Raw genomic sequence first — 15,176 nt, forward strand, 5'->3', positions numbered from 1 at the left:
TGCCTGGCAGCTTTATATGACAAGCCGTACAAATGGCCAGCAAATGCGGGCGGCATTCTAGCACGGTGGGTTTATGGCGCCAGCGCTTGGGCCGGTCTATAAAAGATCAAAAGATCGCAGCCTTCGGCAGCTCCTACATTGGATTTGCGTGCGCCCTGCAGAAGCTGCCGAAGGCTGCGATCTTTTAAGGTTATTAGACGATTGTCGACAATACCTATTTATCCTTTGACTGATGCGGGCGAATTGGCTAGTTTTTGCCGCATTGGATTTAAAGGTGTCGACAATCATGCTGGATCAACTCGATCCCCCGGTCATCAGCGGCGACGATTCCGAGACGCTGTCGGAAAACGTCTTCCGACGCATTCAGGCGGCCATCGTCAAAGGCGAGATCGCCCCGGGCAGCAAAATCTCCGAACCGGAGCTGGCGCGCACCTACGGCATCAGCCGCGGGCCTTTGCGTGAGGCCATCCACCGTCTGGAAGGTCAGCGTCTGCTGGTGCGTGTACCGCACGTCGGTGCGCGGGTGGTGTCGCTCAGCCATGCCGAATTGCTCGAACTCTACGAAATCCGCGAATCCCTCGAAGGCATGGCCTGCCGTCTGGCCGCCGAGCGCATGAGCGTCGAAGAAATCGACGAACTGCGCCGGGTGCTGGAAACCCACGAGCGCGACGCAGCGTTTCAGGCCGGCGTTGGCTATTACCAGCAGGAAGGCGACTTCGACTTCCATTACCGGATCATTCAGGGCAGCGGCAACCGCACGCTGACGCAGATGCTCTGCGGCGAGTTGTATCAACTGGTGCGCATGTACCGCATCCAGTTCTCCACCACGCCGAACCGCCCGCGCCAGGCCTTCGCCGAACACCACCGGATTCTCGATGCCATCGCCGACCGTGACGGCGAACTCGCGGAATTGTTGATGCGCCGCCACATCGGCGCCTCGAAACGCAACATTGCCCGTCATTACCAGGACGGCGCCCACAATAAGACAGCCACTGAACGAGGTGAGTCATGAGTTCCAAGCACAGTACTCCAGGCCAGCGATTCCGCGACGCGGTCGCCAGCGAGCATCCCTTGCAGGTGGTTGGCGCGATCAACGCCAACCACGCGCTGCTGGCCAAGCGCGCCGGTTTCAAGGCGATCTACCTGTCCGGTGGCGGGGTGGCCGCAGGTTCTCTCGGCGTGCCGGATCTGGGCATCACCGGTCTGGATGACGTGCTGACCGACGTGCGGCGGATCACTGACGTTTGCGATCTGCCGCTGCTGGTCGACGTGGACACCGGTTTTGGTTCGTCGGCGTTCAACGTGGCGCGTACCGTCAAATCGATGATCAAGTTCGGTGCGGCGGCGATTCACATCGAGGATCAGGTCGGCGCCAAGCGCTGCGGCCACCGTCCTAATAAAGAGATTGTCAGCCAGCAGGAGATGGTTGATCGCATCAAAGCCGCCGTCGATGCCCGCACCGATGACAGCTTTGTGATCATGGCGCGCACCGATGCGCTGGCGGTTGAAGGTCTGGAATCGGCACTCGATCGTGCTGCCGCGTGCATCGAGGCCGGCGCTGACATGATTTTCCCGGAAGCCATCACAGAGCTGGAGATGTACAAGCTGTTCGCCAACCGTGTGAAGGCGCCGATTCTGGCCAACATCACCGAGTTCGGCGCGACGCCGCTGTACACCACCGAACAACTGGCCGGCGCCGACGTGTCGCTGGTGCTGTATCCGCTGTCGGCGTTCCGCGCGATGAACAAGGCTGCGGAAAACGTTTACACGGCGATCCGTCGCGACGGCACGCAGCAGAATGTCATCGACACCATGCAGACTCGCATGGAGCTTTACGATCGCATCGATTACCACACCTTCGAGCAGAAGCTCGACGCGTTGTTTGCACAAAAGAAAGGCTGAATCAAACCCTGTGGGAGCGAGCTTGCTCGCGAAGGACGCCAACGATAACGCGGTGTCCCTGATGCACCGAGGTGTTCCACCCACCTTCGCGAGCAAGCTCGCTCCCACAGGTTTTCCATACAAATTCAAGAAAATTGGAGAAAACAATGGCCGAAGCAAAAGTACTCAGTGGCGCCGGGCTCCGTGGCCAGGTTGCCGGGCAAACCGCACTGTCCACCGTGGGCCAGGCCGGTGCCGGGCTGACCTATCGCGGCTACGACGTGCGCGAACTGGCAGCCGATGCGCAATTTGAAGAAGTCGCGTACCTGCTGCTCTATGGCGAGTTGCCGACTCAAGCGCAACTCGACGAATACCAGGGCAAGCTGAGCAAACTGCGCGACCTGCCGCAAGCGCTGAAAGAAGTGCTTGAACGCATCCCCGCCGACGCCCACCCGATGGACGTAATGCGCACCGGTTGCTCGTTCCTCGGCAACATCGAGCCGGAGAAAGATTTCTCCGAGCAGCGCGACAAGACTGACCGTCTGCTCGCCGCATTCCCGGCGATCATGTGCTACTGGTATCGCTTCAGCCACGACGGCAAACGCATCAATTGCGTCAGCGACGAGCCAACCATCGGTGGCCACTTCCTGCATTTGCTGCACGATAAGAAGCCGAGCGAACTGCACGTCAAAGTGATGAACGTCTCGCTGATCCTTTACGCCGAGCACGAATTCAACGCCTCGACCTTCACCGCCCGCGTTTGCGCCTCGACGTTGTCCGACTTGTATTCCTGCGTAACGGCCGCTATTGGTTCGCTGCGCGGCCCGCTGCACGGCGGCGCCAACGAAGCGGCGATGGAAATGATCGAGCGCTTCTCGTCTCCGGAAGAGGCGATCAAAGGCACCCTCGGCATGCTCGAGCGCAAAGACAAGATCATGGGCTTCGGCCACGCGATCTATAAGGACAGCGATCCGCGCAACGAGGTGATCAAGGGCTGGGCGAAAAAACTCGCCGATGAAGTCGGTGACAAGGTGTTGTTCCCGGTCTCGGAAGCCATCGACAAGACCATGTGGGAGCAGAAGAAACTGTTCCCTAACGCCGATTTCTACCATGCCTCGGCGTACCACTTCATGGGCATCCCGACCAAGCTGTTCACGCCGATCTTCGTATGCTCGCGCCTGACCGGCTGGGCCGCGCACGTGTTCGAACAGCGCGCCAACAACCGCATCATCCGTCCAAGCGCCGAGTACATCGGCGTTGAACAGCGCAAGTTCGTGCCAATCGAACGTCGCTGAAATGGTGAGTGCCAACCATCGGCATTGAAATCACCCAGATCCTGTGAGAGCGAGCTTGCTCGCGAATGCGGTAGATCAGTCGACATTGATGTTGAATGTCAATCCGTCTTCGCGAGCAAGCTCGCTCCCACAGTGGTCGGTGTGAATTTCGAGGTCGGTGCCAGGCCCACCCTTTGAAACTACCGTGACCCGAGTCCTGACCCGATGAACACAGCATTCCGCAAAACCCTGCCCGGCAGCCCTCTGGATTATTTCGACGCCCGCGCGGCTGTCGAGGCGATTCAGCCCGGCAGTTACGACACCTTGCCGTACACCTCCCGCGTGCTGGCGGAAAACCTCGTGCGTCGCTGCGACCCGGCCACGCTCACCGACTCCCTCAAGCAACTGATCGAACGCAAACGCGACCTCGATTTCCCGTGGTTCCCGGCGCGTGTGGTCTGCCACGACATTCTCGGCCAGACTGCGCTGGTCGACCTCGCCGGCCTGCGCGACGCGATCGCGTTGCAGGGCGGCGACCCGGCGCAGGTCAACCCGGTGGTGCCGACGCAACTGATTGTCGACCACTCGCTGGCGGTGGAGGCGGGCGGTTTCGACAAGCAGGCGTTCGAGAAAAACCGCGCCATCGAAGACCGTCGCAACGAAGACCGTTTCCACTTCATCAACTGGACCAAAAAGGCCTTCAAGAACGTTGATGTGATCCCGCCGGGCAACGGCATCATGCACCAGATCAACCTGGAGAAAATGTCGCCGGTGATCCAGGTGCGCGAAGGCGTGGCATTCCCTGATACCTGTGTCGGTACCGACAGCCACACCCCGCACGTCGATGCTTTGGGCGTGATCGCTATCGGTGTCGGCGGCCTCGAAGCCGAGAGCGTGATGCTCGGTCGTGCGTCGTGGATGCGTCTGCCGGAAAGCGTCGGCGTCGAACTGACTGGCAAGCTTCAACCGGGCATCACGGCCACCGACATGGTGCTGGCGCTGACCGAATACCTGCGTAAACAGAAAGTCGTCGGCGCTTGGCTGGAGTTCTTCGGCGAAGGCGCGGCGGCGCTGACCCTCGGCGACCGTGCGACCATCTCCAACATGGCCCCGGAATACGGCGCCACCGCAGCGATGTTCTACATCGACCAGCAGACCATCGATTACCTGAAACTCACTGGCCGTGAAGACCAGCAGGTTCAATTGGTCGAGCAGTACGCCAAACTCACCGGCCTGTGGGCCGACAGCCTGAAAGGCGCGCAATACGAGCGCGGCCTGACTTTCGATCTGTCCTCGGTGGTACGCAACATGGCCGGCCCGAGCAACCCGCACGCCCGTGTCGCGGTGTCCGATCTAGCCGCCAAAGGCATCTCCGGCCAGTGGGATGACGTGCCGGGGCAAATGCCCGACGGCGCGGTGATCATCGCCGCCATCACCAGTTGCACCAACACCAGCAACCCGCGCAACGTCATCGCCGCCGGCCTGCTCGCGCGCAACGCCAACAAGCTCGGCCTGACCCGCAAGCCATGGGTGAAATCCTCGCTGGCGCCGGGTTCGAAAACCGTCGCGCTGTACCTCGACGAAGCAGGGTTGACCACGGAGCTGGAGCAGCTCGGATTCGGTGTCGTCGCCTTCGCTTGCACCACGTGCAACGGCATGTCCGGCGCGCTGGATCCGGTGATCCAGCAAGAGATCATCGACCGCGACCTTTACGCCACCGCCGTACTCTCGGGCAACCGCAACTTCGACGGCCGCATCCACCCGTACGCCAAGCAAGCGTTCCTCGCTTCGCCGCCGCTGGTGGTCGCCTATGCGATTGCCGGGACCATCCGCTTCGATATCGAAAAAGACGTGCTCGGTGTCGTGGACGGCAAAGAAATCCGCCTCAAAGACATCTGGCCGAGCGACGAAGAAATCGACGCCGTGGTGAAGTCTTCGGTCAAGCCTGAGCAGTTCCGTCAGGTCTACATTCCGATGTTCGCCGTCCATGAAGACACCGGCCCGAAAGTCACGCCGCTGTACGACTGGCGTGAGATGAGCACTTACATCCGCCGTCCGCCGTACTGGGAAGGCGCGCTGGCCGGCGCGCGGCCGCTGAAGGGTATGCGCCCGCTGGCGGTGCTGCCGGACAACATCACCACCGATCACCTGTCGCCCTCCAACGCGATCATGCTCGACAGCGCCGCCGGCGAATACCTGGCGAAAATGGGCCTGCCGGAAGAGGACTTCAACTCGTACGCCACCCACCGTGGCGACCACTTGACCGCCCAGCGCGCAACCTTCGCCAACCCGAAACTGTTCAACGAAATGGTCGTGGAAAACGGCAAGGTCAAGCAGGGTTCGCTGGCGCGTGTCGAGCCGGAAGGCAAAGTCATGCGCATGTGGGAGGCCATCGAAACCTACATGCAACGCAAGCAGCCGCTGATCATCATTGCCGGCGCCGATTACGGTCAGGGTTCGTCCCGCGACTGGGCGGCGAAAGGCGTGCGTCTGGCCGGTGTCGAGGCGATTGCCGCAGAAGGTTTCGAACGCATTCACCGCACCAACCTGGTGGGCATGGGCGTGTTGCCGCTGGAGTTCAAGCCAGGCACCGACCGTCACACCCTGGCCATCGACGGCAGCGAAACCTATGACGTGATCGGCGAGCGCAAACCGCGTGCGGATCTGACGCTGGTGATCCATCGCAAGAACGGCGAGCGCGTTGAAGTGCCGGTGACCTGCCGTCTGGATACCGCTGAAGAAGTGTCGATCTACGAGGCCGGCGGCGTGTTGCAGCGCTTCGCTCAGGACTTCCTTGAAGAGTCGGCGGTTGCCGTTTAAATCAACTGATGTGGGCACGGGATTTTTAGTCCCGTGTCCTCGGTAAGGAGCATCATGGCTCACGCACCACAAATCAAGATCCCCGCCACCTACATGCGTGGCGGCACCAGCAAAGGCGTTTTCTTCAGCCTCATGGATCTGCCCGAAGCGGCACAGATTCCAGGCCCGGCTCGCGACGCTTTATTGCTGCGCGTAATCGGCAGTCCCGACCCGTACGACAAGCAAATCGATGGCATGGGCGGCGCCACGTCCAGCACCAGCAAAACCGTGATCCTGTCGAAAAGCATCAAGGCCGATCACGACGTCGATTACCTGTTCGGTCAGGTCTCCATCGACAAGCCCTTTGTGGATTGGAGCGGCAACTGTGGCAACCTCTCGGCAGCGGTCGGTTCGTTCGCGATCAGCAATGGCTTGGTCGACGCCAGCCGCATTCCGCACAACGGTGTCGCGGTGGTGCGTGTGTGGCAGGCCAACATCGGCAAAACGATTATTGCCCACGTGCCGATCACCAATGGCGAAGTGCAGGAAACCGGTGATTTCGAACTCGACGGGGTGACCTTTCCGGCCGCCGAAGTACAAGTCGAATTCATGGACCCGGCGGCGGAAGAAGAGGGCGGCGGTGGTTCGATGTTTCCCACTGGCAACCTGATCGATGAGCTGGAAGTGCCGGGTGTCGGCACGTTCAAAGCGACCATGATCAACGCTGGCATCCCGACGATTTTCGTCAATGCCGAAGACATTGGTTACACCGGGACCGAGTTGCAGAGCGCGATCAACAGCGATCCGAAAGCGCTACAGATGTTCGAGACGATTCGGGCTTATGGCGCGTTGCGCATGGGGCTGATATCGAATCTGGACGAAGCGGCGACACGGCAACACACGCCGAAAGTCGCGTTTGTCGCCAAGCCTGCAGATTACGTGGCGTCGAGTGGTAAAGCGGTTGGCGCTGGTGACGTGGATTTGCTGGTGCGGGCGTTGTCGATGGGCAAGTTGCATCACGCGATGATGGGTACGGCGGCGGTGGCGATTGGCACGGCGGCGGCCATTTCCGGCACCTTGGTAAACCTCGCCGCCGGTGGCGTTGAACGTAATGCCGTGCGCTTCGGGCATCCGTCCGGAACTCTGCGCGTTGGCGCTGAAGCCAGTCTGGAAAACGGCGAGTGGGTGGTGAAGAAAGCCATCATGAGCCGCAGCGCTCGGGTTCTCATGGAAGGCTACGTGCGCATCCCGGGTGATTCTTTCTGATTTGAGATTTTTTACCCTCATCGGAACGCCGCCCGCCCAGCCCTCTCCCAGAGGGAGAGGGGGCCGACCGAGGTGTCAGGGGTTATGCATCGACCTGAAAGATTGAGTCGATTATGGGTTCAAGGGGCCGACCGAGGTGTCTGGAGTAGTACATCGACCTGAAAGATCGCGTCGATTGTGCATTCAGGGGGCCGACCGAGGTGTCTGAGGTTGTATATCGACCTGAAAGAGCGAGTCGATTATGGATTCAGGGGCCGACCGAGGTGTTTGAAGTTGTGCATTGACCAGATCGATTATGGATTCAGCGCAGATCGCTCACGTCGGTGAACCTCCACAGCATCCCCCAATCGGTTCCCTCTCCCTCGGGAGAGGGCTAGGGTGAGGGGCCTCCCACTGAAGAAACACAAAAAGAGCAGGCACCCCAGACCTGCAATCAACCAAACCCGCCAAGCCCTGAGGAAGACCGCACCACTCATCATTCCCGCACAGGAGAACCGCAATGAGCGCCAACGTCGACCTGAACAACCGCCCCGACTACGACCGTGTCCTGCAGGACATTGCCGACTACGTCCTCACCTTCAAAGCCCCCTCTGCCGAAGCCCTCGACACCGCCCGCAACTGCCTGATGGACACGCTGGGCTGCGGCCTGCTGGCGCTGCGTTTCCCCGAATGCACCAAGCACCTTGGCCCGATTGTCGAGGGCACCGTCGTCCCGTTCGGCGCACGCGTTCCCGGCACCTCCTATCGCCTCGACCCGGTGAAGGCCGCGTGGGACATCGGCTGCATCGTCCGCTGGCTCGACTACAACGACACCTGGCTCGCCGCCGAGTGGGGCCATCCATCCGACAATCTCGGCGGGATTCTCGCGGTGGCCGATCATCTCTCGCAAAAACGTCTGGCCAACGGTGAGTCGCCGCTGACGATTCGCGATGTGCTCGAAGCGATGATCATGGCCCACGAGATTCAAGGCGTGATTGCCCTGGAAAACTCCTTCAACCGCGTAGGACTCGATCACGTCATCCTGGTGAAAGTCGCTTCAACCGCGGTCACCGCCAAACTGATGGGCGCCAATCGTGAGCAACTGCTGTCGGCGTTGTCTCACGCGTTTGCCGATGGTCAGGCCCTGCGTACCTATCGTCATGCGCCGAACGCCGGTTCGCGAAAATCCTGGGCGGCGGGGGATGCGACGAGTCGTGGTGTGCGTCTGGCCGACATCGCCATGCGCGGCGAGATGGGCATTCCCGGGGTGCTGACTGCGCAACAGTGGGGCTTTTATGACGTGCTGTTCAGCCACACCAATAGCGATCTGGCGCTGAAACCGGAAGATAAACGCGCTTTCGGTTTTTCGCGGCCGTTCGGCAGTTACGTGATGGAAAACGTGCTGTTCAAAATCAGCTTCCCCGCCGAATTCCATGCGCAAACCGCCTGTGAGGCGGCGGTAACCTTGCACCCGCAGGTGCGCAATCGTCTGCATGAAATCGACCGCATCGTCATCACCACTCACGAGTCGGCGATTCGCATCATTTCCAAAGTCGGGCCGCTGGCCAACGCCGCCGACCGAGACCACTGCATCCAGTACATGACCGCTGTGCCGCTGGCGTTTGGCAATCTGGTCGCCGAGCAGTACGAGGACGATTTCCATCGGGCGCATCCGGTCATCGATGTACTGCGCGAGAAAATGGTTATCGTCGAAGATCCGCGTTTCACTCGCGAATATCTGGAGGCCGACAAACGCTCGATCGCCAATGCCGTGCAGGTGTTTTTCAAGGACGGCAGCAGCACCGACAATGTCGTGGTGGAATACCCGATCGGTCATCGCCGCCGTCGTGCCGAGGGTATTCCATTGCTGGAGGACAAGTTCAAGGCCAATCTGGCGACGCGTTTCACCGGTCAGCGTAGTGGTGAGATCTTCGCGTTGTGCAAGGATCAGGCGCTGCTTGAAGCCACCTCGGTGAACCGCTTTGTGGATATGTTTGTTATCTGAACCACTTTTCCACAGGCAATTTGGTGATCGCAAAACCGCTCAATAAAATCGCCGAATAGATCATCAGTTCCCGGGACAGGGTTTGCCCCTCGTACCAGGCGCCGATGATCACGGCGAACACCGGGAAAATGATAAACACGAACGACAGAATGATCGGGCTCAAGCGTTTAAGCAGTAAAAAATAAACGATGAATCCGCCCACTGACGCCACCAGCCCGAGATAGAGCAGGGCGCCCCACGAACGTGCTGTCACCTGCGCAAACTCCGGGGCTTCAACACATAAGCCGACAATAAATAACATCAGCCCGGCGATACCGATCGGCAAGGTGTTGTAGGTGATCACGCTGATCGCGCTGCCATGTTTTTTCGTCACCACGTAACACAGCGCATGCATCACCGCTGCGCAGAGAATCGCCAGCACGCCAAGCCATTCGGCCTGATCCAGATGCAAGCCCTGACTGCGGATAATCATGAGCAGACTGCCAAAGCCGATCGCGATACCGAGCATCTGCGACGGGTAGATTTTCTCGCGCAGAAACAGCGCGGAAAAGATCAGGATAAGAACCGGCATGCAACTGAACAGCAGTGCAGTCAGACCGGACGAGACGTGCATTTCGCCGTAGTTGAGCAAGTAGTAGGGCAGGCTGAAATACGACAGCGTGACGAACACGAAAAACCAGCGGCTTTGCCGGGGAAATAGCAGCGGTTCCTTGCGCAACAGCGCGAAACTCAGAAACAGCGGAAAAGCGATCAAAAAACGCAATCCAGCGGCCGTCAGCGGCGGCACGCTTTCCACGGCGATCTTGATGCCAAGCCATGTGGTGCCCCAACTCAGACAGACGATCAGAAACAGCGTGCTGGTGAGCAATCCGGCGAGCCAGGGTTTGCTGATGTTCATCGGTGTGCTGACGGCGGTCGACATGTGGCGTGCTCCGAGCGGTGGAATTGACCTGATCACGGAAACGGTCTATTTCTCATTGAATCTGTTTTCAGCACGCTATTCGGGACGAGAATGACTGTCAAAGCAAGTATTGCCATGGTGTCAATCCTCCGCGACGGCCTCGCCAATGGCGTCGGCGTGAAGTACAAACGCTTGGCCGAAGCGGTCGCACAGGCTATCGACGAAGGTGTGATCGATGCAGGATGCAAGTTGCCGCCGCACCGATTGCTGGCCGACAGCCTGGGCGTGACCATCGGTACGATCAGCCGTGCCTACGGTGAATTGGAACGTGTGGGATTGGTCCTCGCCCGCGTCGGAGATGGCACTTATGTCTGTCAGCGGGGGATGGAGCGGCCGCAGGACAAAGGCTTTCGCAATGTCAGCGATGAGCCGCCAGCCTGTTTCGACATGAGCCGCAATCAGCCAATTCCCGCACAGGAAGCGGCGTTCATGAGCCAGAGCCTGCAAGAACTGGCCAGTGATCCGCGGGTGTTACAGCAGTTGACCGGCTACACCGCCGAAGCAGGGCTGGCACGGCACCGATTGGCCGGGGCGGTCTGGTTGCAGCACGAAGCGTATGTCCCGCACGCCGATCAGGTGTTGTGCGTCAACGGCGGCCAGCATGGTCTGTTGTGCGCGTTGATGGGGCTGCTCAAGGCCGGCGACACAGTGGTCACCGAGCATTTGTCCTACCCCGGATTGATCGGCGTCGCACGCCAGCTTGGGATAAAACTTGTCGGCGCAGCGATGGATGACGAAGGACTGTTGCCGTCGGCACTGGAGGATATATGCCGTCAACATCGTGTTTCGGCGCTGTATTGCACGCCGACGATCCAGAATCCTACGGCTGCGGTCATGTCGATCCCACGGCGCGAGGCGATTGCCGACATCTGCCGCCAGCATAATTTGCTGATTATCGAAGACGAAGCCCATGCGGTTCTGGATCGCCAGCGCCCGTTGCCGCTGAGTTACTTTGCGCCGGAGCGCTCGGTGTTGATCGGCAGTCTGAGCAAGGCTGTTTCGGCGGGTTTGCGCGTCGGTTATCTGCATGCGCCGCAAGCGTTGATCGGGCGTTTGAGTTCAGCCATCCGCGCCACCTGCTGGATGGCCAATCCGTTATCGATGGAGGTCGCGAGCCTGTGGATTGAAAGCGGCATGGCCGAGCGTTTGCTGGACGAGCAGATCAGCGAGATCGCTCGGCGCAAGGCCTTGGTGGCGCCTGTTCTGCAGGGTTTGGATTACAAGACTCACCCTTACAGTCCGCATTTCTGGGTGCAAGTGCCGGAGTTGTGGCGGGCGTCGCATATTGCGGCGGAATTGAAGGAGAACAATTACCTGGTGGCCACCGCTGAGGCATTTGCGGTCGGGCATGCAGCGGTGCCGCAGTTTATTCGGGTGAGTGTGTGTAATGCGGTGGGGGATGATCGGTTGTTGCTTAGTGGATTCGAGGCTTTGGCGCGGGCATTAACCGAGACCGTGTAATCGTTCTTCGCGAGCAAGCTCGCTCCCACAGGGTTTTGTGGTGAATGCAAAATTTGCAGACACTCCAGAAACCTGTGGGAGCGAGCTTGCTCGCGAAGGCGTCAGATCAGGCAATGCAGAGCTACTTGAACCGCCGCTCCACGCCTTTCTCCACCAGAATCTTCGCCGAAATCTCTTCCACCGAAAAATGCGTGGAGTTGATGTTGGGGATGTTCTCGCGGCGGAACAGGTTTTCCACTTCGCGCACTTCAAACTCACACTGCGCGTAGCTCGAATAACGGCTGTTGGGCTTGCGCTCGTTGCGGATCGCGGTAAGGCGGTCCGGGTCGATGGTCAGGCCGAACAGCTTGTGCTGATGGGCGCGCAGGGCAGTCGGCAGGGTCAGGCGCTCCATGTCGTCTTCGGTCAGCGGATAGTTGGCCGCGCGGATGCCGAACTGCATGGCCATGTACAGACACGTCGGGGTTTTGCCGCATCGCGACACGCCCACTAGTATCAAATCGGCTTTATCGTAATAGTGCGTGCGCGCGCCGTCGTCGTTGTCCAGGGCGAAGTTCACCGCCTCGATGCGCTCCATGTAATTGGAGTTGTGCCCGATCGAATGCGACTTGCCGACGGTGTAGGAAGAATGCTCGGTCAGTTCCTGCTCCAGTGGGGCAAGAAAGGTCGAGAAAATGTCGATCATGAAACCATTGGACGTTGCGAGAATCTCACGGATGTCCTGATTGACGATGGTGTCGAAGATAATCGGGCGGAAGCCGTCGGTTTCAGCGGCTTTGTTGATTTGTTGTACCATGGCCCGCGCTTTATCCACGCTGTCGATGTACGGTCGCGTGAATTTGCTGAAGGTAATGTTTTCGAACTGCGCCAGAAGGCTTTGACCCAGGGTTTCGGCGGTGATGCCGGTGCCATCGGAGATGAAGAAAGCAGATCGTTTCATTTGCACCTTGGGCCTTAAGCTAGTAACGAATCTTGGATATGATAGGCGCGATTTGCCGGCCGCCAATGGCCAGCATTCTCACTTATTTTCCAGGTCCAGGCCATACAACCGGCCAAGGCTCCCCCGGGCCGCCGGTTTCTGAGCTTTTCCAACACAGTTAGTGGAGAGATCACCTTGGTAGAGTACGTAGTTTCCCTCGATAAGCTCGGCAAACACGATGTTGAGCATGTGGGGGGCAAGAACGCATCCCTGGGCGAGATGATCAGTAACCTGGCAGGCGCCGGTGTTTCGGTCCCCGGCGGCTTCGCCACGACGGCTCAGGCTTATCGTGATTTCCTCGAACTGAGCGGCCTCAACGACCAGATCCACCAGGCCCTCGACGCGCTCGACGTTGACGACGTCAACGCCTTGGCCAAGACCGGCGCCCAGATCCGTCAATGGATCATGGAAGCCGAATTCCCCGAAAAACTGAATGCCGAGATCCGCACCGCGTTCGCCGCGCTGTCGGCAGGCAACCCTGACGTGGCCGTGGCCGTGCGCTCTTCCGCCACCGCCGAAGACTTGCCGGACGCCTCGTTCGCCGGTCAGCAGGAAACCTTCCTGAACATCCGTGGTGTGGAAAACGTTATCCGCGCCGCCAAAGAGGTGTTCGCTTCGCTGTTCAACGACCGTGCGATTTCCTACCGCGTGCACCAGGGCTTCGACCACAAACTGGTCGCCCTGTCGGCTGGCGTGCAGCGCATGGTGCGTTCGGAAACCGGCACTGCCGGCGTCATGTTTACCCTCGACACCGAATCCGGTTTCCGTGACGTGGTGTTCATCACCGGCGCCTACGGCCTGGGTGAAACCGTCGTACAAGGCGCGGTCAACCCGGACGAGTTCTACGTGCACAAGGGCACGCTTGAGGCCGGTCGTCCGGCGATCCTGCGTCGCAACCTGGGCAGCAAAGCCATCAAGATGATCTACGGCGACGAGGCCAAGGCCGGTCGTTCGGTCAAGACCATCGACGTCGACAAGGCTGATCGCGCGCGTTTCTGCCTGACCGACGCTGAAGTCAGCGAACTGGCCAAGCAAGCGATGATCATCGAGAAGCACTACGGCTGCCCGATGGACATCGAGTGGGCCAAGGACGGTCACGACGGCAAGCTGTACATCGTGCAGGCGCGTCCGGAAACCGTTAAGAGCCGCACCCAGGCCAACGTCATGGAACGTTACCTGTTGAAAGAAACCGGCACCGTGCTGGTGGAAGGTCGTGCGATTGGCCAGCGCATCGGCGCCGGTAAAGTGCGCATCATCAAGGACGTCTCCGAGATGGACAAAGTCCAGCCGGGCGACGTGCTGGTTTCCGACATGACCGACCCGGACTGGGAACCGGTGATGAAACGCGCCAGCGCCATCGTCACCAACCGAGGCGGGCGTACCTGCCACGCAGCGATCATCGCGCGTGAGCTGGGTATTCCGGCAGTGGTCGGTTGCGGCAACGCCACCCAACTGCTGAAGGACGGCCAGGGCGTGACCGTTTCGTGCGCCGAAGGCGACACCGGTTACATCTTCGAAGGCGAACTGGGCTTCGACATCAAGAAGAACTCCGTCGACGCCATGCCTGAGCTGCCGTTCAAGATCATGATGAACGTCGGTAACCCGGATCGTGCCTTCGACTTCGCGCAACTGCCGAACGCCGGTGTCGGTCTGGCCCGTCTGGAATTCATCATCAACCGCATGATCGGCGTCCACCCGAAAGCGCTGTTGAACTACGACGGTCTGCCGCAGGAAATCAAGGACAGCGTCGACAAGCGTATCGCCGGTTACAACGACCCGGTCGACTTCTACGTCGACAAACTGGTGGAAGGCATCAGCACCCTGGCGGCGGCGTTCACGCCGAAAAAAGTCATCGTGCGCCTGTCGGACTTCAAGTCCAACGAATACGCCAACCTGATCGGCGGCAAGCTCTACGAGCCGGAAGAAGAAAACCCGATGCTGGGTTTTCGTGGCGCCTCGCGTTACATCAGCGAATCGTTCCGTGACTGCTTCGAACTCGAATGCCGCGCGCTGAAACGTGTGCGCAACGAGATGGGCCTGACCAACGTCGAAATCATGGTGCCGTTCGTCCGTACCCTCGGCGAAGCCAGCCAGGTCGTCGATCTGCTCGCCGAAAACGGCTTGAAGCGCGGTGAGAACGGTCTGCGCGTGATCATGATGTGCGAGCTGCCATCCAACGCGATTCTGGCTGAAGAATTCCTCGAATTCTTCGACGGCTTCTCGATCGGCTCCAACGACCTGACTCAGCTGACCCTGGGTCTGGACCGCGATTCCGGTATCATCGCGCACCTGTTTGACGAGCGTAATCCGGCGGTCAAGAAGCTTCTGGCCAACGCGATTGCCGCGTGCAACAAGGCCGGCAAGTACATCGGTATCTGCGGTCAGGGTCCTTCGGACCATCCGGATCTGGCCAAGTGGCTGATGGAGCAGGGCATCGAAAGCGTGTCGCTGAACCCGGATACCGTGCTGGAAACCTGGTTCTTCCTGGCGGAAGGCCAAGCGCCGGCCTGATAAGTATGTGAACGGCCCGCTTTCCTTGTGGGAGGCGGGCCTTGGGATTGAAGTGGGGCG

Annotated in this window: 10 protein-coding genes; 8 read left to right on the forward strand and 2 right to left on the reverse strand. The window is 59.7% G+C overall.

The features are described from left to right. The first annotated feature begins 289 nt into the window (after positions 1 to 289). The 6 genes from ACRRSD_RS24350 (at position 290) to prpD (ending at position 9,204) form a co-directional block, all read left to right on the forward strand. Positions 290 to 1,012: a GntR family transcriptional regulator gene (locus ACRRSD_RS24350; protein ID WP_172828118.1), complete on the forward strand. Its 723-nt coding sequence runs from the start codon at positions 290 to 292 to the stop codon at positions 1,010 to 1,012. Then, the gene (gene prpB, locus ACRRSD_RS24355; RefSeq protein ID WP_016983750.1) at positions 1,009 to 1,902 is read left to right on the forward strand and encodes a methylisocitrate lyase; all 894 of its coding nucleotides are present in this window, start codon (positions 1,009 to 1,011) and stop codon (positions 1,900 to 1,902) included. Before ACRRSD_RS24350 ends, prpB begins: the two co-directional genes overlap by 4 nt. Positions 1,903 to 2,048: 146 nt before the next feature. Then, on the forward strand, positions 2,049 to 3,176 hold the full coding sequence (gene prpC / locus ACRRSD_RS24360) for a bifunctional 2-methylcitrate synthase/citrate synthase (protein ID WP_435035768.1): 1,128 nt from the start codon (positions 2,049 to 2,051) through the stop codon (positions 3,174 to 3,176). A 204-nt stretch (positions 3,177 to 3,380) separates the two neighbouring features. Continuing rightward, positions 3,381 to 5,975 (forward strand): Fe/S-dependent 2-methylisocitrate dehydratase AcnD, encoded by a 2,595-nt coding sequence (gene acnD, locus ACRRSD_RS24365; protein WP_435035769.1) that lies wholly within the window; start codon positions 3,381 to 3,383, stop codon positions 5,973 to 5,975. A 54-nt stretch (positions 5,976 to 6,029) separates the two neighbouring features. Next, the gene (gene prpF, locus ACRRSD_RS24370) at positions 6,030 to 7,220 is read left to right on the forward strand and encodes a 2-methylaconitate cis-trans isomerase PrpF (RefSeq protein ID WP_435035770.1); all 1,191 of its coding nucleotides are present in this window, start codon (positions 6,030 to 6,032) and stop codon (positions 7,218 to 7,220) included. Between the two features lie 499 nt (positions 7,221 to 7,719). Beyond that, positions 7,720 to 9,204, forward strand: a complete 1,485-nt coding sequence (gene prpD, locus ACRRSD_RS24375; protein ID WP_435035772.1) for a 2-methylcitrate dehydratase — start codon at positions 7,720 to 7,722, stop codon at positions 9,202 to 9,204. On the opposite strand, the gene ACRRSD_RS24380 is transcribed toward prpD, so the two are convergent. Then, positions 9,197 to 10,102 carry a DMT family transporter gene (locus tag ACRRSD_RS24380; RefSeq protein WP_435038537.1) on the reverse strand — a complete coding sequence of 302 codons (906 nt, stop codon included), beginning with the start codon at positions 10,100 to 10,102 and terminating at the stop codon, positions 9,197 to 9,199. The two genes, prpD and ACRRSD_RS24380, sit on opposite strands and share 8 nt — an antisense overlap. A gap of 114 nt (positions 10,103 to 10,216) precedes the next feature. Between ACRRSD_RS24380 and ACRRSD_RS24385 the strand changes: the two genes are divergently transcribed. Beyond that, positions 10,217 to 11,626 carry a PLP-dependent aminotransferase family protein gene (locus ACRRSD_RS24385; RefSeq protein ID WP_435035774.1) on the forward strand — a complete coding sequence of 470 codons (1,410 nt, stop codon included), beginning with the start codon at positions 10,217 to 10,219 and terminating at the stop codon, positions 11,624 to 11,626. Positions 11,627 to 11,747: 121 nt separating this feature from the next. Here ACRRSD_RS24385 and ppsR read toward each other — a convergent pair whose 3' ends face one another. Further along, a complete protein-coding gene (ppsR, locus tag ACRRSD_RS24390) occupies positions 11,748 to 12,566 on the reverse strand; it encodes a posphoenolpyruvate synthetase regulatory kinase/phosphorylase PpsR (protein ID WP_007916411.1) in 819 nt (272 codons plus the stop codon). 174 nt (positions 12,567 to 12,740) lie between these two features. Here ppsR and ppsA point away from each other — a divergent pair, with 174 nt between their 5' ends. Then, entirely contained in the window at positions 12,741 to 15,116 is a 2,376-nt protein-coding gene (gene ppsA, locus ACRRSD_RS24395) for a phosphoenolpyruvate synthase (RefSeq protein WP_435035776.1), read from the forward strand. Positions 15,117 to 15,176 lie beyond the last annotated feature (60 nt).

Source organism: Pseudomonas neuropathica (assembly GCF_051174785.1).
Lineage (GTDB): Bacteria > Pseudomonadota > Gammaproteobacteria > Pseudomonadales > Pseudomonadaceae > Aquipseudomonas > Aquipseudomonas neuropathica_A.